This window comes from Streptomyces sp. NBC_00094 (genome assembly GCF_026343125.1).
In the GTDB taxonomy this organism is placed as follows: Bacteria; Actinomycetota; Actinomycetes; order Streptomycetales; family Streptomycetaceae; genus Streptomyces.
The window spans coordinates 7,423,923-7,443,266 of record NZ_JAPEMB010000001.1 but is presented as its reverse complement, the minus strand read 5'-3'; the positions used below and the strand labels follow the sequence as shown (position 1 = coordinate 7,443,266).

General features: G+C 72.6%; 17 protein-coding genes. 13 read left to right on the top strand and 4 right to left on the bottom strand.

The annotated features are described in order from the left end of the window. The first annotated feature begins 9 nt into the window (after positions 1 to 9). From OG580_RS32955 to OG580_RS32930, 6 genes are all read left to right on the top strand, one after another. The gene (locus tag OG580_RS32955) at positions 10 to 1,158 is read left to right on the top strand and encodes an extensin family protein (protein WP_267047307.1); all 1,149 of its coding nucleotides are present in this window, start codon (positions 10 to 12) and stop codon (positions 1,156 to 1,158) included. A 37-nt stretch (positions 1,159 to 1,195) separates the two neighbouring features. Next, entirely contained in the window at positions 1,196 to 1,951 is a 756-nt protein-coding gene (locus OG580_RS32950; protein WP_267047306.1) for an amidohydrolase family protein, read from the top strand. A gap of 104 nt (positions 1,952 to 2,055) precedes the next feature. Next, complete coding sequence (locus OG580_RS32945; protein WP_267047305.1) at positions 2,056 to 2,208, top strand: hypothetical protein; 153 nt, start codon at positions 2,056 to 2,058, stop codon at positions 2,206 to 2,208. Positions 2,209 to 2,354: 146 nt separating this feature from the next. After that, positions 2,355 to 3,662 (top strand): triacylglycerol lipase, encoded by a 1,308-nt coding sequence (locus OG580_RS32940; protein ID WP_267047304.1) that lies wholly within the window; start codon positions 2,355 to 2,357, stop codon positions 3,660 to 3,662. A 37-nt stretch (positions 3,663 to 3,699) separates the two neighbouring features. Further along, complete coding sequence (locus OG580_RS32935) at positions 3,700 to 4,725, top strand: alpha/beta hydrolase (RefSeq protein ID WP_267047303.1); 1,026 nt, start codon at positions 3,700 to 3,702, stop codon at positions 4,723 to 4,725. After that, positions 4,722 to 6,173: a carboxylesterase/lipase family protein gene (locus OG580_RS32930; protein ID WP_267047302.1), complete on the top strand. Its 1,452-nt coding sequence runs from the start codon at positions 4,722 to 4,724 to the stop codon at positions 6,171 to 6,173. The genes OG580_RS32935 and OG580_RS32930 overlap by 4 nt, the downstream gene beginning before the upstream one ends. 55 nt (positions 6,174 to 6,228) lie before the next feature. On the opposite strand, the gene OG580_RS32925 is transcribed toward OG580_RS32930, so the two are convergent. Further along, the gene (locus OG580_RS32925; protein ID WP_267047301.1) at positions 6,229 to 7,740 is read right to left on the bottom strand and encodes a sigma 54-interacting transcriptional regulator; all 1,512 of its coding nucleotides are present in this window, start codon (positions 7,738 to 7,740) and stop codon (positions 6,229 to 6,231) included. 282 nt (positions 7,741 to 8,022) lie between these two features. Between OG580_RS32925 and OG580_RS32920 the strand changes: the two genes are divergently transcribed. The 3 genes from OG580_RS32920 to OG580_RS32910 all read left to right on the top strand — a co-directional run bounded on the left by OG580_RS32920 (position 8,023) and on the right by OG580_RS32910 (position 12,687). Further along, on the top strand, positions 8,023 to 9,825 hold the full coding sequence (locus OG580_RS32920; protein ID WP_267047300.1) for a S8 family serine peptidase: 1,803 nt from the start codon (positions 8,023 to 8,025) through the stop codon (positions 9,823 to 9,825). 201 nt (positions 9,826 to 10,026) lie between these two features. Beyond that, positions 10,027 to 10,953, top strand: coding sequence for a diiron oxygenase (locus tag OG580_RS32915; RefSeq protein ID WP_267047299.1), 927 nt, complete (start codon positions 10,027 to 10,029; stop codon positions 10,951 to 10,953). 39 nt (positions 10,954 to 10,992) lie between these two features. After that, a complete protein-coding gene (locus OG580_RS32910) occupies positions 10,993 to 12,687 on the top strand; it encodes an FAD-dependent oxidoreductase (protein ID WP_267047298.1) in 1,695 nt (564 codons plus the stop codon). A 145-nt stretch (positions 12,688 to 12,832) separates the two neighbouring features. On the opposite strand, the gene OG580_RS32905 is transcribed toward OG580_RS32910, so the two are convergent. Both OG580_RS32905 and OG580_RS32900 read right to left on the bottom strand, forming a co-directional pair. Then, entirely contained in the window at positions 12,833 to 13,417 is a 585-nt protein-coding gene (locus OG580_RS32905; RefSeq protein ID WP_267047297.1) for a Type-2Aa cytolytic delta-endotoxin, read from the bottom strand. A gap of 108 nt (positions 13,418 to 13,525) precedes the next feature. Beyond that, a complete protein-coding gene (locus OG580_RS32900; protein ID WP_323182694.1) occupies positions 13,526 to 14,296 on the bottom strand; it encodes a LysR family transcriptional regulator substrate-binding protein in 771 nt (256 codons plus the stop codon). Between the two features lie 122 nt (positions 14,297 to 14,418). On the opposite strand from OG580_RS32900, the gene OG580_RS32895 reads away from it, so the two are divergent. The 4 genes from OG580_RS32895 to OG580_RS32880 all read left to right on the top strand — a co-directional run bounded on the left by OG580_RS32895 (position 14,419) and on the right by OG580_RS32880 (position 17,610). Next, positions 14,419 to 14,832, top strand: coding sequence for a DUF5997 family protein (locus OG580_RS32895; protein WP_267047295.1), 414 nt, complete (start codon positions 14,419 to 14,421; stop codon positions 14,830 to 14,832). Between the two features lie 86 nt (positions 14,833 to 14,918). Beyond that, the gene (locus OG580_RS32890; protein ID WP_267047294.1) at positions 14,919 to 15,872 is read left to right on the top strand and encodes a universal stress protein; all 954 of its coding nucleotides are present in this window, start codon (positions 14,919 to 14,921) and stop codon (positions 15,870 to 15,872) included. A gap of 332 nt (positions 15,873 to 16,204) precedes the next feature. Beyond that, positions 16,205 to 16,705, top strand: coding sequence for an NUDIX hydrolase (locus OG580_RS32885; RefSeq protein WP_323182647.1), 501 nt, complete (start codon positions 16,205 to 16,207; stop codon positions 16,703 to 16,705). Positions 16,706 to 16,809: 104 nt separating this feature from the next. Beyond that, positions 16,810 to 17,610, top strand: coding sequence for a VOC family protein (locus tag OG580_RS32880; protein WP_267047293.1), 801 nt, complete (start codon positions 16,810 to 16,812; stop codon positions 17,608 to 17,610). 57 nt (positions 17,611 to 17,667) lie between these two features. Here OG580_RS32880 and OG580_RS32875 read toward each other — a convergent pair whose 3' ends face one another. Next, a complete protein-coding gene (locus tag OG580_RS32875; RefSeq protein WP_267047292.1) occupies positions 17,668 to 19,257 on the bottom strand; it encodes a hypothetical protein in 1,590 nt (529 codons plus the stop codon). Between the last annotated feature and the right edge of the window lie 87 nt (positions 19,258 to 19,344).

The following is a 19,344-nucleotide window of genomic DNA, read 5'->3' as shown; positions in this document are numbered from 1 at the left end:
GGGTGCGTCATGTCGTACGAGACGCTCTCCTCCGCCGGCTCCTCCGCCGGTCCTCTCGTCGGGGAGTTCGAGCGCGGCACCGGGTTCAGCCCCTGGGAGCTGGTCCGGGTGGTGAGCGCGGTCGCCCAGGGCACGCGGGACGAGAACGCGCTCACGAGCCTCCTCTTCCACCAGCGGCATCCGGAGCGCGCCGGGGCGGTGATCCGGCGGGACGAACGCGGGGCCGCGGCGGAGTGGCTGGCGATCCGGGACACGGTGGTGCGGCCCCTGCTCGGGGGCGGGCGGGCTCCGGCGCCCGCCGGCCGCCCGTCCCGCCGCAAGCCCTGCGCTCCCGGCGCACCGCCCGCCACCCCCCTCACCCCGCGCCCCACGAGGTCGTGCGCGGCGCCGGGCGGGGTGGCACGGGTGAACTGCAAGCGGCCCGGGACGATGGCGTGCCCGGCCGTCACCGGGCTGCTGTGCGCGGAGGCCGTGGACGGGGTCCCGTTCCACTACCCCGAGTGTGTCCGGACCGTCCCCGGCAGCGGGCCGCTCCTCGTCGTCGCCCGTCGTCAGTGGCGGCGCGAGCAGCGCTTCACGGGTCCCTTCCAGGACACGCTGAGCACGTTCCTGCGGAACATGCGGGGCTTCGGTATGCCCGTCGAGGCCATCCTCACGGTGGGCTCGCACTACTGCCGCTGCGTGGAGCGCGACGATCCCGCGAAGCCGGACATCCTGAGCAACCACTCCTACGGGGACGCGCTGGACATCGCCGGGGTGCGGTGGCCGGAGGTCGGCGGGCCGCCGAGCGCGGTGCGCGACACCATCGTGGACAACTGGACCGACCCGGGGCAGCGGGTGCTGCTGCGCCGGATCGACGCCTGTCTGCGGCTCTCCTTCGCGACGGTGATCGACTACTACCGCGACGACCACCGCGACCACTTCCATTGCGACACCAACCGAGGTCAGGCCAGCAACCCGCTGACGACGGTGCGGCTCGGCTTCACCCGGGAGGCGTTGCGGGCCGTCGGCCATCCGGTCACCCCCACGGGGCATCCGGACGCCGACGCGCTCCGGGCACTCGCCGCGTTCTCCGGGGTCCCGGTGGCCTCGCTGAAGGGCGCCGAGCTCCAGCGGGTGCTGCGGGCGCTGTTCACGCGGGTGGCGGCGGGACGCTAGGAAGCTCGGTGCGGAGGTACCGGGAGGCGGAGGGCGGATGATCGTCGACTGTCACTGCCACGCGGGTCGCGGGGACCGGCTGACCGGTCCGTGGGACGACGCGGGACTCGGGCGCTACCTGGCGAGGGCGGAGCGCGCGGGCATCGACCGGACCGTGCTCTTCCCGGCGTTCCACCGCGACTACGCCACCGCCAACCGGGCCGTGGCACGGATCGTGGCGGCACGCCCCGACCGCTTCCTCGGCTTCGCGTTCGTGCACGCCGACCGTGACGCCGGGCGGATCGCCGGGCTCGTCGGGACGGCGGTGCGGGAGTACGGCTTCACCGGAATCAAGGTGCATCGGCACGATGCCCCGATCACCCGTGAAGTCTGCGATGTGGCTCGGCATTTCGGCCTGCCGGTGGTGTACGACCCGATGGGCGACGTGGCGGTGGCGGAGCTGCTCGCGGAGCACTACCCGGACGTGTCGTTCGTCCTTCCGCATCTGGGGAGCTTCGCCGACGACTGGCACGCGCAGCTCGCCCTCGTCGACCATCTCGCGCGGCACCCCAACATCCACACGGACACCTCGGGGGTGCGCCGTTTCGACCTGCTGGCCGAGGCGGTGCGGCGGGCGGGCGCGGAGAAGGTCCTGTTCGGCTCGGACGGCCCCTGGCTGCACCCGGGCCTTGAGCTGGCCAAGGTCAGGGCCCTCGGTCTCCGCGCGGCGGAGGAGGAGTTGGTGCTCTCGGGCAACCTGCTCGCGCTGGTACGGGGCGAGCGGCGGAGGCGCCCTGTCGGCGCCGGCCGATAGGCGTCGTCGCCCGTCCGCGGATCCGGCAAGGAAAGGATCCGCTCCGGGGTCTTGTGCCCGCGCGCGTAAGCCAGCTCCCGAGAGGGGCCCACGCGATCCTGCGGGTGGCCGCACTGATGGGCGCGGCGGCCTCGCTCGTCCTGTTCGCTCCGGGGGCCGCCGCGCCGGCCCAGGCCGCACCCTCCTGCTGGGTGCTCTCCGGCGGCGCCGCGTCCCAGGCGGTCGCGGCCGTCGGCAACGCGATCCCCGACTGCTGAGTCCCTGGCACCACCTGGACGGTTCCCTTTGTGTGGCTCGACCACATGCTCTCGTGGGTGCGGGTCCACCTACCGTGTGCGGACCCGATGCCGGGACGGCCATCAGGTGGACGCGCCATGAGCGCACGAGCGGGAAAGGCCGGAACATGGCCGACAGACGGAGTACTGGGAGCCGGTGGCGGCTGCGCGCCGCCCGCGTGATCACTGTGGTGGGAGTCGTCGCGGCGGCCGTGGTGGCGCCACCCGCCGCGAGCGGCGCGACGGCCGCCACTCCGCCCCCGTACCTCACGCTCGAGGCGAGCTACGGGACAGGGACCGTCACCAACGGCTGGGAACGCGTCGAGCGCTACCTCGACACGACCACCGGATTCCGCACCGAGGGCTTCCCGGCGGACGGCCGCGGCGACCAGGACGGCAAGCGCGTCACGTACTTCGGCGGAGTCTCCCGGCCGTCCTCGGGACGGTTCCTGCTCTACTCGGCCCCCGGCTGGAACACCGGAAGTGTCACCACACCCGTGCTCCTCGTGCACGGCGCCAACGACACCGCGGACCGCGCCTGGGCCAACCCCGGGGAATCGGGCGGGTACGGCTGCGGCGCTGCCTCCTGCCCGTCCACCGGACTCATGCAGTACCTCTCCCAGCGCGGCCACCGCGTGTTCGCCGTCGGCTTCGCGCACAAGCAGGGCGACAACCTGATGCAGGCGCAGATCGTCGGCGACGCGATCGCCGCCATCAAGGCGAAGCTGGGCGTCGCCAAGGTGGACCTCGTCGGCTGGAGCAAGGGCGAGATGTCGACCCGCGCGTACGTGTCGTCGCTGAAGCCGAGCTGGGGACGGGCGTACGCCGGTGACGTGCGCCGGCTCGTCACCATCGGCGGCCCGAACGGCGGCTACGACTACCCGTACGCCCACGGCTGGGCCCACGACTTCTCCATCTGGCCCGAATGCGGAGGCAAGGTCAACGCGCCCTCGCCGCACTCCCACATGACCTGCTACGGCCTGTACACCGCACACCCCGAGTTCTCGATGACCCCCTCCGGCGGACAGGACAACTACCCCGGCCAGCGCCAGATGCTGGCCCGCTGGGACGGGACGTACGGAGTCGACGGCGCCGCCCAGGACTGGTACACGACCTACTACGGCGGCCAGGGCTTCTCCACCGCGGGCAGCGGCATCCAGGCCGCCATCGACGCCGGATCCCTGATCGCCCCGCTGCACGCCGCCGGGGTGCCCGCCTCCGTCACCACCTACCTGCTGGCCGGCGGATCCGCCGACATCGTCGGCATCTTCAACGAGAACCGCGGACCCAGCGACGGCGTCGTCTTCATCTCCAGCGCGCTCGACACCACGGGCATCCCCACCGTCGGCGGCAAGGCCACCGTCGCCACCGCCAACCACCTCGAACTCGGCTGGCACAGCTCGGCCGCCGCCCAGGTCGCCACCTGGCTCTCCTGAACGACCGGCGACCGGAACCCGCGAGAAGGACCCGCACATGACCACGCTCCACACCCGCCGTGTCTCCACCGGCAGACTGACCCAGCAGATCACCGAGACCCGGGCCGAGGGCGAGCCGGTCGCCTTCGTCCACGGCAACGTCTCGTCCTCCCCGTTCTGGCACCCCACCCTGGCCGCGCTACCGGACTCCTACCGCGCCATCGCCGTCGACCTGCGCGGCTTCGGCGGCACCGACCCGCTCCCCGTCGACGCCACGCGCGGCCTGCGGGACTACGCCGACGACCTGGCCGAGCTGCTCACCGCCCTCGGCATCGACCGCGCCCACCTGGTCGGCTGGTCCATGGGCGGCGGGGTGGTCACGCAGTTCCTGCGCGACCACCCGGCCGCGGTGCGCTCCCTGACCCTGGTCAACCCGGTCTCCCCGTACGGCTTCGGCGGCACGCACGGAGTGGACGGCGCCCTCAACTCCGAGGACGGGGCGGGATCGGGCGGCGGCACGGCCAACCCGGACTTCGTCCGGCTGCTCGCCGAGGGAGACCGCGGCGAGGACTCGCCGCTCTCGCCGCGCTCCGTCCTGGCGGCCTGCTACGTCAAGCCGCCGCTCCGCTTCGCGCACGAGGACGCGTACGTCGAGTCCATGCTCACCACCCGCCTCGGCGACGACCACTACCCGGGTGACAGCACGACGTCCGCGGCCTGGCCCGGGATCGCGCCCGGCACCCGAGGCGTGCTCAACTGCCTCGCCCCGACCCACTTCCGCGTCGACGACCTGCACCTGATCGACCCGAAGCCGCCGGTCCTCTGGATCCGGGGCGAGGACGACGTCATCGTCTCGGACACCTCGATGTTCGACCTGGCGCACCTGGGCGCGGTCGGCGCCGTGCCCGGCTGGGACGGCACCCCGGCCCAGCCGATGGTGGCGCAGACGCGTCACGCCCTCGACCGCTACGCGGCGGCGGGCGGCGCGGTGCGGGAGGTCGCCGTGGCCGACGCCGGACACACGGTCCACCTCGAACGTCCCGAGGAGTTCGGCACGGCACTCCTGGAGGTCCTGTCGGCATGACGGTCTGCCGTACGCGGCAGGGGGAGGTCCGCGGCCGGACCTCCCCCTACGGGGTGACCTCCTTCCTCGGCATCCCGTACGCCGCTCCGCCCTTCGGCGCCCTGCGGTTCCGGGCGCCCGCCCCGCCCGAGCCCTGGACCGGCGTACGCGACGCCACGGCCCACGGGCCGACGGCGCCGCACGCCCCCTACGCCCCGCCCTTCGACGCCCTCATCCCGGAGAACCACATCCCGGGCGAGGACTGCCTGAACCTCGACATCCGGACCCCGGCCCCGGGGCCGGGCGCCGCCCTCCCCGTGATGGTCTGGATGCACGGAGGCGCGTTCACCAACGGTTCCGGCTCGGCGTCCGGGTACGACGGGAGCGCCTTCGCACGCGACGGCGTCGTCTGCGTCAACCTCAACTACCGCCTGGGCTCCGACGGTTTCCTGCACCTGCCCGGCCGCCCCGACAACCGGGGCCTGCTCGACCAGATCGCCGCACTCCGGTGGATCCGCGAGAACATCGCCTCCTTCGGCGGCGACCCGGACCGCGTGACCGTCTTCGGCGAGTCGGCGGGCGCGATGAGCATCGGCACGCTGCTGACCACGGAAGCGGCCCGCGGCCTGTTCCGGCGGGCCGTCCTGCAGAGCGGAGCCTGCCACCACTACCTGCGTCCGGCATCGGCCCGGCTGATCGCGGCCCGCCTGGCGGAGAGACTGGGGATCGAGCCGACCCCGGCGGCATTCGAGGCCGTTCCGCTGCCGGAACTCCTCTACGTCCAGGCAGAGTTGCGGACCGAAGTGAGTGCCGACCCCGACCCGGCGCGGTGGGGCGAAGCGGTGCTCAACATGATGCCCTTCGAGCCTGTCCGGCCGGGCCTCACCCTCCCCGGCCCGGATGGCGACGTCGACCTCCTCATCGGCAGCAACCGCGAGGAGTACCGCCTCTTCCTCGTCCCGACGCGGCGCCTCCAGGCCTTCCCGGAATCCTCGCTCCGCGCCATGACCGCGGCCTACGGCCTCGACCCCGGCGAGGCCCTCCCCGTCTACCGGGACGCACGCCCCGATGCCACCCCGGGCGAACTCCTCGACGCGGTCGCGACCGACTGGTTCTACCGGATCCCCGCCATCCGCCTGGCCGAGGCCGTACCCGGCTCCCACCTCTACGAATTCGCCTGGCGCTCCCCCTTGTTCGACGGCACCCTCGGCGCCTGCCACGCCCTCGAACTGCCCTTCGTCTTCGACCGCCTCCACGACCCGTCGTACGCGCCCCTGCTCGGCGACCGCCCACCCCAGGCCCTCGCGGACGCCATGCACGGCGCCTGGATCTCCTTCGCCACGACGGGCGACCCCGGCTGGGAGGCGTACGACAAGACGACCCGCACGACGATGACCTTCACCACCACCCCCACCGCCGTCCCCGACCCGCGCGCACGGGAACGGCTCCTCTGGGAGGGCGTCCGCTGAGGGGCTCCCCGGGCGAAGGGGCTACGGAGCCGTGCCACAGGCGCGCCGACAGGCTCTAGTCGTCCCGTACGACGCCGTTCACCGGCCCCGTCCCGGAGGCGCGGCGGCGGAGTTGCAGCGCCCGGTCCGTGACGCCGAGGGCGCGGGCGGCGTCCTGGAGGTTGCCGTCCGCCTCCTGTACGGCGAGGTCGACGGCGGTCTCGCGGGCGCGTACGCCGATCTCCTTGAGGCAGACCCCCGAGGCGAGGGCCCGGCGGATCGACCGCTCGAACCCGGCGTCGGGCCAGCCATCGGCCGGCGCCGCACCGTCCGCCGGCGCGTCCGTGCTCAGGGCGTCCTCGACGGGGCGTTCCTCCGGTGGTACGTCTCCGGCACTGATCGGCCCCGAGCCGACGTGCCGGCGCGCCATCCGCCCGACGAGCTGACGCAACTCCCGTACGTTGCCTGGATAGTGACGTGAGATCAGCAGCTGCTCCACGGCGGGGTCGAAGTCCTCGGCCGTGGCCGACCCGTCGTCCTGCCGCGTCTCGCGCAGGAAGTGGCGGGCGAGGGGCAGGACGTCCTCGGGGCGCTCTCGCAGGCTCGGCAGCCGGCAGGTCCAGGCGGCGATGCGGTGGTAGAGGTCGGGCCGGAACCGGCGGGCGCCCTCCTCGGTGAGCAGGTCGCGGTTGGTCGCGCAGACCAGCCGGAAGCCTGTGGCGCGCCAGGTGTTGCCGCCGACCCTCTTGTACGTGCCCTCCTGCACGACCCGGAGCAGCTCGGCCTGGAGGTCCGGGGGGAGTTCGCCGACCTCGTCGAGGAAGAGGGTGCCCCGGTCGGCGAGGGCGAAGGCGCCGTCCCGGGACGCGAGGGCGCCGGTGAACGCCCCCTTCTCGTGCCCGAAGAACTCGCTGCCCGCGAGCGAGGGCACGATGGTGGTGCAGTCGAGGAGGACCAGCTGTTCGCCGCCGCGCCGGGGGTCGAGGGCGTGCACGAGCCGGGCGACGAGCTCCTTTCCGGTGCCGCTCTCCCCCGTGACCAGCACGGAGGCGTCGCTGAACACGGCCATCTCGATGATCTCCCGGAGCAGCAGCTGCCAGGCCGCACCGGCGCCGACGAGGTTGTCGGCGACCAGCGGCGAGGCCACGACCCGGTCGACGGCCGCCCAGCGGCGCAGCCGCCGTACGACGTCGTCGGCGGGGGTCGCGGAGGCGTCCCAGGCGAGGACGTCCGAGGCTCCGGCGCGCAGCAGGGGCCAGGGGCCGGCCCGGTCGAGGGCCGAGCGGGTGAGGGCGACGGCGAGGACCCGGTTCCGGCCTTCGGCGCCGAGCCGCGCGAGGCGGGCCGCGAGGGTGTCGTCGACGGCCGCGAAGAAGAGCACTCCGGGCCCTTCGGCGGGCTCGCGGCGGGGCGGGCGGGCGTCGAGCCCTGCCCGTCGCAGCAGTTCGAGGGTCCGCTCCGGCCCGCGTACGCCGTCGGGCCCCCGCACATCGTCCGGCCCTCGGTCGTCGTCCGGCCACCCGTCGGCCGGCGGGTGAAAGGCCACCCAGGCCCGGACGGCCTCGGCGTCCACACCTTCGTCGCTCACAGTTGCCGATTATCGCCCGGGGTGACCTCCGTCGCACGTTCCCGGCGGCCCGTGCGTCCTCCGGGAACGAAGGGGATAGAAGGGCGGATTCGTACACCTTCCCGGCGCTGATAGGTCAACAGTGCGTAACACGAACAGGCTTCTCGGACGGAATGCTTCCTTCCGTTCCACGAGTCTGGGATCTTGCGTCCACCCCACACATCACAGGGCCCGGCAGGCGCCACCCGCGCCACCGGGTCATCGGAGGACGCATTGTTTTCCCAGATATCCAGCCGGTTGAGAATGTCGGCCATCGCCGTCGCGGCCCTCGGCACGACCGCGGCGCTCGCCGCTCCCGCAGGATTCGCCCATGCAGCACCGTCGGACACCGCGCCCGTCGCGGTCGGTTCGGCGGGGGCGACCCGCGACGCCGGCACGACCGCCACCACGACCGTCGCCGCACCCGCGGCCTGGGCCGCCGGCACCCGCGCGTACCTGGTGATCACCGCCCCGGGCGGCACCTCGGCCGTCAGCGGCGCCGTGGCGACCAACGGCGGTTCGGTCTTCGCCACATACGACGCGATCGGCGTGATCGTCGCGCACTCGACGTCCACCTCCTTCGCCTCGGCGATGCGTACGGTCGGCGGCGTCCAGCAGGTCGGCGCGACCCGGACGTCCGACGTCCCCGCCGACGCCTACAGCCCGGCGCTCCCGGCGAACCCGGCGCAGTCCGCGACGACGCTGACGGAGTCCAACCGCTGGGACATGACGCAGATCAAGGCCGACCAGGCCTGGGCCGTCACCACCGGCTCGGCGACGGTGAAGGTCGGCGTCCTCGACACCGGCGTGGACGACCAGCACCAGGACATCGCGCCCAACTTCAACGCCGCCGACTCGGCGTCCTGCGCGTACGGCAAGGCGGACACCCGCGCCGGTGCCTGGCGTGACGTCGGCACCCACGGCACGCACGTCGCGGGCACCATCGCGGCGTCGAAGAACGGCAAGGGCGTCATCGGCGTCGCGCCGGGCGTGAAGATCTCCTCGGTCCGCATCGCGGAGCCGACCAGCAGCCTGTTCTTCGCGGAGAACACGATCTGCGGCTTCGTGTGGGCCGGTGACCACGGTTTCAAGGTCACCAACAACAGCTACTACACGGACCCGTGGGCGTTCAACTGCCCGGACAACGTGGACCAGGCCGCCATCATCGAGGGTGTCCGCCGTGCCCAGGCGTACGCCGAGGGCAAGGGTTCGCTCCAGGTCGCCGCCGCCGGCAACTCCAACTACGACCTGGCGAACAAGACGACCGACTCCGAGTCCCCCAACGACTCGACGCCGGTCACCCGCACCCTCACCAACGCCTGCATCGACATCCCGACGGAGCTCCCGGGCGTCGTGACCGTCGCCGCGCAGGGCAACGGCGGCGCCAAGGCCTCGTACTCGAACTTCGGCAACGGCGTCATCGACATCGCCGCCCCCGGCGGCGACGGCTCCTCCGGTGTCTACTCGACGCTCCCGGGCGGCAAGTACGGCAACATGAACGGCACCTCGATGGCCTCCCCGCACGTAGCGGGCGTCGCGGCGCTGATCGCGAGCGTCAACCCGACGTTCACCCCGGCGCAGATCCGGGACCAGCTCGGCGTCCAGGCCACGGACCGGGCGTGCCCCTCGGACACCCGCTGCACGGGCACCACGACCAAGAACGGCTTCTTCGGCGAAGGCGCCGTCGACGCCCTGAAGGCCGTCGGTGGCACGACCCCGCCGCCCGGCGCGTACTTCGAGAACCTGACGGACGTCGCCATCGCCGACAACGCGACGGTCGAGAGCTCGATCACCGTCAGCGGGGTGACGGGCAACGCCCCGGCGACCCTCAAGGTGGGCGTGGACATCAAGCACACGTACATCGGTGACCTCAAGGTCGACCTGGTGGCCCCGGACGGCACCGTCTACACGGTGCACAACCGGACCGGCAGCGGCACGGACAACATCGCCCAGACGTTCACGGTCAACGCCTCGGCCGAGGTCGCCAACGGCGTCTGGAAGCTCCGCGTGAACGACAACGCGAACCAGGACACGGGCAAGATCGACGCCTGGAACCTGACCTTCTAGGACCACCGTTCGCACCACGCGACCCCATGACGGGGCCGGAGCCGCCACGGCTCCGGCCCCGTTCGCGCGTGCCGGGAAAGAAAGTCCGTACCGAGGGGTAGGCCCGTACGGCCCCCTTGCTATACGTTCCGTCTAACAAGCTTGCTAGACACTGCGTCTAACAAGCTCCCGAGCCGATCGCGCGATCCAAGGAGCCGCACCATGGCAAGCAGCACCGTTCGCCCGGACGACCAGGCCGCCACCGCATCGGACGTCACCGACTCGGACGTCGCCGAGCGGTTGCTCCGGTCGGCTGCGAAGCTGTCGTACGACCCCGCCGTCGAGGTGGACTGGGACACCCCCCTCGACAAGGACTTCCACGGGCAGAGCCCCGAGTGGAACTCCCTCTACGGCACCGCGTACTGGAACGAGATGACCGAGGAGCAGCGCAAGGAGCTGACCCGGCAGGAGTCCGCCTCGGTCGCCAGCACCGGCATCTGGTTCGAGATGATCCTCCAGCAGATGGTGCTCCGCGACATCTACCTCATGGACCACACCGATCCCCGGTTCCAGTGGGCCCTCACCGAGATCGCCGACGAGTGCCGGCACTCGATCATGTTCGCCCGGGGCTCCCAGAAGCTCGGCGCGCCCGCGTACCGCCCCAAGCGGGCCGTGCTGGAGCTCGGACGCTTCATGAAGACCGTCGGCTTCGGCGAAGCCGCGTACGCCGGCATCCTCGTCGCCGAGGAGGTCCTCGACGTCATGCAGCGCGACTGGATGCGCGACGAGCGGGTCGTCCCCTTCGTCCGCACCATCAACAACATCCATGTCGTCGAGGAATCCCGGCACATGAAGTTCGCCCGGGACGAGACGCGCCGCCACCTCGCACGCGCGAGCAGGCCGCGCCGTCACTTCCAGGCCCTCGTGGTCGCCATCGCCGCGTACTACATCATCACCAGCCTGGTGAACCCCGAGGTGTACGTACGGGCCGGACTCGACCCCGCGCGAGCCCGCCGTGAGGCGGCCGCCAACGAGCACTACAAGGCACGGCTGCGCGCCAGTTGCTCCGGGCTCATGGAGTTCCTGGCCGACGTCGGGATGCTGACCCGGCCCGCGCTCTTCTTCTACCAGCGCGCGCACCTCATCTGACCCCCGCCCCGTCTCCCGGACCAGAGTCGAGTCGACGCCATGACCTACGCCATCACCCAGACCTGCTGCAACGACGCGACCTGCATCGCCGTCTGCCCGGTCAACTGCATCCACCCGACGCCGGACGAGCCGGACTTCGGCACGACGGACATGCTCTACATTGACCCGAAGAGCTGCATCGACTGCGGCGCCTGCGCCGACGCCTGCCCGGTCGACGCGATCTTCCCGGCGGACCGTCTCACCGGCCGTCTGCGGGAGTACGAGGCGATCAACGCCGCGTACTACGCGGACCGCGCGCCCGAACCGGCCCTCGCCTCGCCCATGTTCCATCCCTGGGGCGAGCCCGCCTTCTCCCGCTCGCTGCCCGCCGACTTCGCCCCGTTGAGGATCGCGGTCGTCGGCACCGGCCCCGCGGGCATGTACGCCGCCGAGGACCTCCTCCTGCACACCAACGCCGAGGTGACCCTCATCGACCGGCTGCCGGTCGCCGGCGGGCTCGTACGGTACGGCGTGGCACCGGACCACCCGGCCACCAAGGGCGCAGGCGAGACCTTCGCCCGCTTCCACGCCCACCCGCGCGTCCGGCTGCGGCTGGGCGTGGAGGTCGGCAGGGACGTCACCGCCGAGGAGCTCGCCGCCCACCACGACGCGGTGATCTACGCGGTGGGCGCGCCCGCCGACCGGCGGCTCGGCATCCCGGGCGAGGAGCTGCCCGGCAGTGTCCCCGCGACGACCGTCGTGTCCTGGTACAACGCGCACCCGGAGACCGGCGCGGACGCGGTCGACCTGTCCGCCGGGCGGGTCGTGGTCGTCGGCAACGGCAACGTCGCCCTCGACGTCGCCCGGATCCTCGTCACGGACCCCGACACCCTCGCCGCCACCGACATCGCCGACCACGCCCTCGCCGCCCTGCGCGGCGCCCGGGTGCGCGAGGTGGTGCTCCTCGGCCGCCGGGGCCCCGAGCACGCCGCGTACACGGCGTCCGAACTGCTCGCCCTGAAGCACCTCCCGGGGGTCGACCTCGTCGTCGACGACCGGGACCCGCGCACCGGCGAGGCCATCGACGCGGCGGCGCCCGGCGACAAGGCCGCGCTGCTGCGGGACGTGACCCGCGAGCCGGTGGACTGGACGGCGGATCCCGCGCGGGACCGGCGCCGGATCGTGCTGCGCTTCCACTCCGCCCCGGTCGAGGCACGCGGTACGGAGCGGGTCGAGGCGGTCCGGGTGACGGAGGGAAGCTCGGCCACAGGTACGGAGAACGGGCCGGAGACCGTGGCGGAAAGCGGGCCGGAGATCGCGGCGGGGCTGCTCGTCCGGGCGATCGGCTACCGGGGCGTGCGGCTCACGGGGCTGCCCTTCGACGAGGCCACCGGCACCGTCCCCCACGAGGGCGGACGCGTGAAGGGGCTGCCCGGCGGCTATGTCGTCGGCTGGGTCAAGAGGGGACCCTCCGGGGGCATCGGGGCCAACCGTGCCTGCGCGGAGGAGACGGTCGGGACCCTGCTCGCGGACGCGGTCGCGGGGACGCTGCCCCCGCCCACGGGGACGCCGCAGGCCTTCCAGAAGCTGGTACGGAGGCACAGCCGGGGCCTCGTCGACGCGCGCGGCCTCGCCGCCATCGACCGTGCCGAACGGGCACGGGGCCGGGACGCGGGCCGCCCCCGGGTCAAGCTGGCGACGGTTCCGGAACTCGTCGCGGCGGCACGGGGCGGGCGGTGGTTCAGGCAGGCGTGACGTGTGAGGTCTCCGGCCCGGGACGGCGGGCCGGTGCGACGCGGGCGCGGGCCCGGATCCAGGACCCGGGGTCGGCCTCCGACTCAGGGGCCGGACTCGGGAACCCGATCAGGACGCGGAATCAGGTGCGGAAACAGGCGCGGAGTCAGGCGCCGGTGGCGACACCCACGGCCTGGCGGAGCACGATCGCGTTGAGCCGGACGCCGAACGGGACGACGTCCGTCAGCTCCAGTGCGGTGGCCTGGGCCTTCGGCAGCTCGATGGTCACGTCGACGCAGAAGGCCAGGGCGTAGATGTCGTCCCCGGTCCCCTCGTCCTGGAGGGCGAAGAACAGGTCCCGGTAGAAGCGGGTGCGGTGCTCGGACTCCTCGTAGAAGGAGAGTCCGGGCTGCCCCTCCTGCGCGGCGAGGCCGGTGAAGGCCTGGACGAGCTCCCGTTCGACGGTCTCCCAGAAGCCCGCGTCCGTGTACTCCGGGGGCAGGGCCTGGCGGACGGCCTCCTTGAGCGAGAGCACCATGACCAGGACGGGGGCGTGCTCCTGCAGGCCCCAGCCCCGGACCATCCGCACGACGGTGCTGTCGGGAACGGCCGCGGCCGCCTCCCGTATCGCCTCGAAATCGAAGTTGACGGTCGCGGGCGCGATCGCCTCCTGGAACACCCGGTCGATGGACCGGGCCTGGTCGAGATGGTCCGGTCCGACCTCGACGACGGTCCTGAAACTGGCGGCCAAAGCTCCTCCTGTGTGATCTCGATGATCAGGAGGGGTCAGTATGCCGAGGCGCCCCCGCCCCGGTGGGGGCCGTCCGCCGTGCGGACACGGGCGCCCCGAAGGGCCCGGTCAGGACCTGCGGCGGGGCTTTCCGCTCTTGCCGCGGCCGGAGCCCCCGGCGCCGCCGGACGCGCCGCCCTTGCGGCCCGCCGCCGGCCTGCCGCCGGTACGGGAGCCGGCTCCCGGCTTCGCGGACCGGGCGGGCTTGCCGGACTTCTGGTCCTTCCGCGGCTGCTTCTGGCCCTTGAGCTCCTCGGCGCGGCGGCCGCGGGTGCTGTTGACCGTCCGGCCGCGCACGATCCCGATGAACTCCTCCACCAGGTCGGGGGCCTCGTCGGCGGCCGGCCACGACAGGCCCACGCGCGACTGCGGGACGTCGTTGAGCGTCCGGTACGTGAGGTCCTTGCGGTGGTGGAGCCGGGCGAGGGACTGCGGAAGGGCCAGCAGGCCGACACCGGCGGCGACGAGCTCGATCGCGTCGGCGGTCGTCGCGGGGCGCTCCATCGCCGGGCGGCCCGGCGGCTGCTCCCAGCCGAGGGTGTCGTCGAGCGGGTGCAGCACCAGCTCGTCGGCGAGGTCCGACGCCGACACCTCCTCGACCGCCGCGAACACGTGGTCCTTGGGGACGACGACGACCGTGGTCTCCGTGTAGAGCGGAATGGCGCTGAGGTCGTCCCGGTCGACGGGCAGCCGGACGAGACCCGCGTCGGCGGCGCCCTCCCGGAGTGCGCCGAAGGCCTCCGCCGGGTCCACGGCGAGCAGCGCCAAGGGGACGTCGGGCAGGCGCTCGTTCCAGATCCGCACCCACTTCGAGGGCGTCACTCCGGGGACGTACGCCAGCCGGAAGGAGGGGGAAGCGGAGGAAGCGGTGGGGGAATCCGAAGGGGAACCCGCGGGGGAAACGTCCGAGCCTGTCACCCCGCAAGGCTACCGGCTGGCGAACGTGGTCGGAGGTCGCCCGCATGCTCGATACCCTTGGCACCATGACGTCGCACCAGAACTCCCAGACGATGAAGCCCGCGACCGCGGCGAAGAAGCTGGGTGTGTACCTCGAAGCCACCCCCGCCGAGTTCCAGGAGGGGGTCGTCTCGCGCGCCGAGCTGACCGAGCTCCAGGCCAACCCGCCGGCCTGGCTCCAGGAGCTGCGCACGAACGGCCCGCACCCCCGCCCGGTCGTCGCCAACAAGCTCGGCATCTCCATCGCCGGCCTCGCGCGCGGCGGGATCACCGAGCCGCTCACCACGGAGCAGATCGAAGCGATCAAGCAGGAGCTCCCCGCCTGGCTGCGGAAGGAGCGCGCCACCCAGTCGGAGGTCCGCGCGGAGACCGTCCGCATCAAGGAGCGCGACGCGGCGCGCCGCGACCAGAGCGCCTGACACCTCTTCCCTCCACACCGGCCCGTACCGATTCATCTCGGTACGGGCCGGTGTGGCGTCCGGGCGGGTGCGGGAGTCATTCCCTCATGAGTGACACGAGCACCGCCTCCGAGCCGCCGGTCGTCGTGGGCGTGGACGGATCCGCGCACAGCCTGCGGGCCCTGGAATGGGCCCTGGGCGCCGCCGAGAGCCTCGGCTCGCCCGTCGTGGTGGCACACGTCCGCTCCGACGCGCTCCAGCTGGGCGCCGCGCGGATCGCCTCCCTCGGCAAGGCGCCGGAGCTGCCCGACACCGTTCTGGGCGCCGTACGGACGGTCGTCGAGGAGCGCGGGCACCGTGTTCCGGTGCGGTACGTCTCGCTCGACGGGACCGTCGCCGACGCGCTGCCGGCGGCCGCGCGGGGCGGGCGGCTCCTGGTGACGGGCTCCCGGGGGCACGGCGGATTCGTGACGCTGCTGCTCGGCTCGACCAGCCGCACGCTCGCGATGACGGCGCCGTGCCCGCTGGTGGTCGTCCCGCACGAGGCACGGGCGTCCGAGCAGGCCGAGGGCGGCGCGGGCGAGGGCAAGGGGCGGATCCTCCTGGGCCTGCACCCCGAGGAGACCCCGGACGAGGTGGTGGCCTTCGCCTTCGAGGCGGCGCACCACCGGGGCGTCCCGCTGGAGGCCGTGACCGCGTTCCGGCTGCCTCCGCAGCCCGGCGCGCTGCTCGCGGCCCCGTCGCCGGCGCTCCAGGTGCCGCCGCCGCTCCCGGAGGCCGACGACTCCGTGGAGCTCGTACGAGGGGCCGAGCAGGAGCAGGAGGAGCGGCTGCGGCCCTTCGCCGCGCGGTGGCCGGATGTCGAGGTGGTCCCGTCGGTGGCGCCGGGGGACGCGGCGGGCCGGCTGGTGGAGGGCTCGCGGGATGCCGGTCTGGTGGTCGTGGGACGGCACCACCGGCACCGGCTCGGTTCGCTGCTGATCGGTTCGGTCGCCCACGCGGTGCTGCACCACGCCCACTGCCCGGTCGCGGTGGTCCCGCCCACGGCTGACGCCGTCTGAGGGCCACCTTCGAGGCCGTCCCAGGGCCGTCGTCCGAGGGGCCCGGTGCCGTCGCCGGGGAGACATGACAGTCCCCGGCGGTCCGGGTCGGTTCGCGCGGTCGTCGGCCGTCGCCGACGGCTCCGTGCCCGACCGGCCCCGCCGGGGGCCTGGCCAGAGCCGAGTCAAGGGTCACGCGGGCCTTCGGACGTCTCCGTCGGCGGGTGCGGCTCTTTCCGGTTGTCCGGTGTAAGACAAGAGTTTCCTCCTTTTTTCAGCCGATTCAAGAGGTTATGGGCTTTTTCTTGGCCGGCCGTTGTCATGCCGCAAAGGCGCTGGTAGGAAGGGTGATCGTGTCCACAACAGAGCAGGCCGCGACAGCGCGGCGAAACGTCCGGCCGCCCTCCCCCCAGGCCGCCCTCGGCGCCGGGATCGTGGTGATCGACGAGTCCGGCCGGATCCTCCTCGGGCTCGACCGGTCCGGGGTGTGGGAGCTGCCGGGCGGCGGGGTGGAGCCGGGCGAGTCCGTCGAGAGCGCCGCGGTGCGCGAGCTGGCCGAGGAGACCACGCTCGTCGCGGACGCCGCCGACGTGGAGGTCCTGGGCCTGATCCTGGACTCGGTCACGTCCACGGAGCTCACCCGAATGACCGTGGCCACGGTGGTGCGCGTCTTCCGGGGTGAGCCCGCCGTCGCGGAGCCGGACAAGATCGAACGCTGGGAGTGGACGGATCCGGACCGCCTGCCGGCGGCACTCTTCCTGCCGTCCGCCCAGGTCCTGAAGGTGTGGCGCCCCGGACTCCCCGTACCCGACGGCCCGTTCCACCGTTACGCGATGGGCCGTCTGCCCGGCTGACGCCCACCGCCGGGCGTCGTCACGGTGCGTCACCGAGCGGGGTGCGGCGGGCCTGACTAGCGTGGCCACAGGAAGACGTCATCGATCGGAAGAGAGTCACCGACATGGCCGCACGACCTGAAGGCACGCCGGTCTGGACCGACGCGATGTTCACCGATGCCGAGGTCGCCAAGACGTTCTACGGCGACGTGCTCGGCTGGACCTTCGGCGAGGCCTCTACGGAATTCGGCAACTACACGCAGGCGTACAAGAACGGGAAGGCGGTCGCCGCCGTCGTCCCGCCGATGCCCGGGCAGGACACCTCGCCACAGTCGGCCTGGTGTCTGTACTTCTCCTCGCCGGACGTCGGCGCCACGGCGGAGAAGATCCGGTCGGCGGGCGGCACCGTCCTCATGGAGCCGATGCAGGTCGGCGACTTCGGGTCGATGTGCATCGCGCAGGACCCGACGGGCGTGACCTTCGGCATCTGGCAGCCCGGCGCCCACGAGGGCTTCGAGCTCGAGGGCGAGGCCGGCTCGTACGTCTGGGCCGAGGTCTTCACGCGGGCGCCGGCCAAGGCCGACGCCTTCTTCACCGCCGTCTTCGGCTACCACTCGAAGAAGGTGAAGGACGAGCACATGGACTACCGGGTCTTCGACCTGGGAGGAGAGATGCCCGTCCTGGGGCGGATGGTGATGACGGCGGAGGACTTCCCGCCGGAGTTCCCGCCCTACATCCAGGTCTACTTCGCCGTCGACAACTGCGACAAGGCCGTCGAGGCGGCCGAGCGGCTCGGCGGACGGAAGCTCTTCGGCCCGATGGACAGCCCGTTCGGCCGGTTCGCGGCGATCCTGGATCCGCAGGGTGCCACGTTCGCGGTGATCGACACGAGGACGACCGTGGGCGACATGCCCGAGATGGTCTGACCGGTACGGGGACCGCCCCGCGACCCGTGTGGTCGCGGGGCGGTCCCGTGCGTCCGGTCAGACGCTGTCGCGGACGGCGACGATGCCGTTGAAGACGCCCACGTACGCGGTGCCGTCGGGTCCGATGGTGATCGGCGCCCAGTTGTTGTCGTAGGCGAGGCCGGTGCCGGTGAAGCGTGAGAACACCCGCTGTCCGGTGCGGAAGTCGACGGCCGTGAGGTACCAGGCGTCGATGCCGAGGGCGTTGGGCCGCTTCTCGTAGAAGTAGAGCAGCCCGTTGGCGGTGGAGAGCTTCGGGACGGTGGAGGGCGAACGGACGTCGCTCTCCCACACGGTGTCGCAGCCGCTGCCGTCGGCGCGGACGTCGATCCGGGTGGCGCCGCCGACGACGCTGCGGCCGAGGGAGAGCGTACTGGGGTTCTCGTAGCCGTAGTTGTTCTCGACGACGAGGCTGTTGCCCCAGCTGATCAGGGAGTTGTCGGTGGTGGAGGCCCCGGACCGGAAGACCGGCACCTTGCAGACGAGTCGGTCGGCGGCGGGGACGTCGGCGCCGCGCCGGTAGACGAGGACGTTCATCCGGTCGTCGGCGTTGTCGGTGATGGCGACGTACTCGCCCCCGGCGCCGAAGAGGTCGGGCGTGGTGCCCGAACCCTGGTTCACCGAGCCGGGCTTGGTCCCGGTCCCCCGGTCGTAGACTTCGCGCCACTGCACGCGCGGGGTGCCGTCGGCATCGGCGCGGAAGCCGTACAGGGCGTGGTCGGTGACGATGGAGACACCGTCCTCGGCGACGGAGAAGGAGTTCTGGATCTCCTCCCCGTCGAGCCTGATCACACGGAGCGCGCCCGTCGCGGGGTCGACGGTGCCGACCCGGCCGAGCCGGGTCACCCACCAGATGCGGCCGTCCCAGTCGGGCATGACGGAGGTGACGGGGTCGCAGACGCCGCTGGGGAAGAGGTTGGTCCAGGAGACGCAGTCGTGCGGGACGAGGGAGGTGAGGTCCCAGTCGTTCTCGACGACGAACTCCCAGGCACCGTCGGCCTTCTGGCGGTGGGCGATGCGCAGGACGTGCTGGCGGGAGTCGGCGAGGACGACCCGGTCCCGGTCGTCGAGGTAGAAGTAGGCGCCGCCCGAGGTGTCCTTGAAGATCTTCTCGAAGTCGAGGCGGGTGATGGCCTCGACGGTGGAGGAGCGCTGCGGCAGCTTGTACTCGGCGAGGGTGTCCAGGGTCCGCGGGTCGAGGAGCTTCAGCAGGAAGCCGTTGAAGGTGCCGCAGACGGTGACGAGGCGGCCGCCGGAGTCGAAGGTGACGGTGGCGCACTCGCCGCCGACGGGGGCGATCTGCTCGCTGTCGACCTTCGGGTCGCGTCCGAGCGGCCCGGAGTACGGGTGGGTGCCGCTGCCGGCGCCGTCGGCGTGCATACCGCTGCGCCCGTTGGGCGCGAGGTAGGGGTGCTGGGCGGGGGCGGTGCCGGGCACGGGCCGGGCGGTCGCGGGTGCGCCGTCGTAGTGGTCGACGAGGCGGTGGCCGATGGCGAGGGGGATCTCCTCGGCGTGCGCGACGGGGGCGGCACCCGCGAGGAGGGTCGCGCTCAGCGCGGCGATCAGCGCGAGCGCGCGCGCTCGTCTTCGGGGCGGGTGGGTGGTCAATGCGGCTCCTCGGGTTCCTGAACGGCTGTCGCGCCGACGGCCGACGCTAGGCCCGGGCCCGGGAGAAGTACATGCAACTGCCCCTCG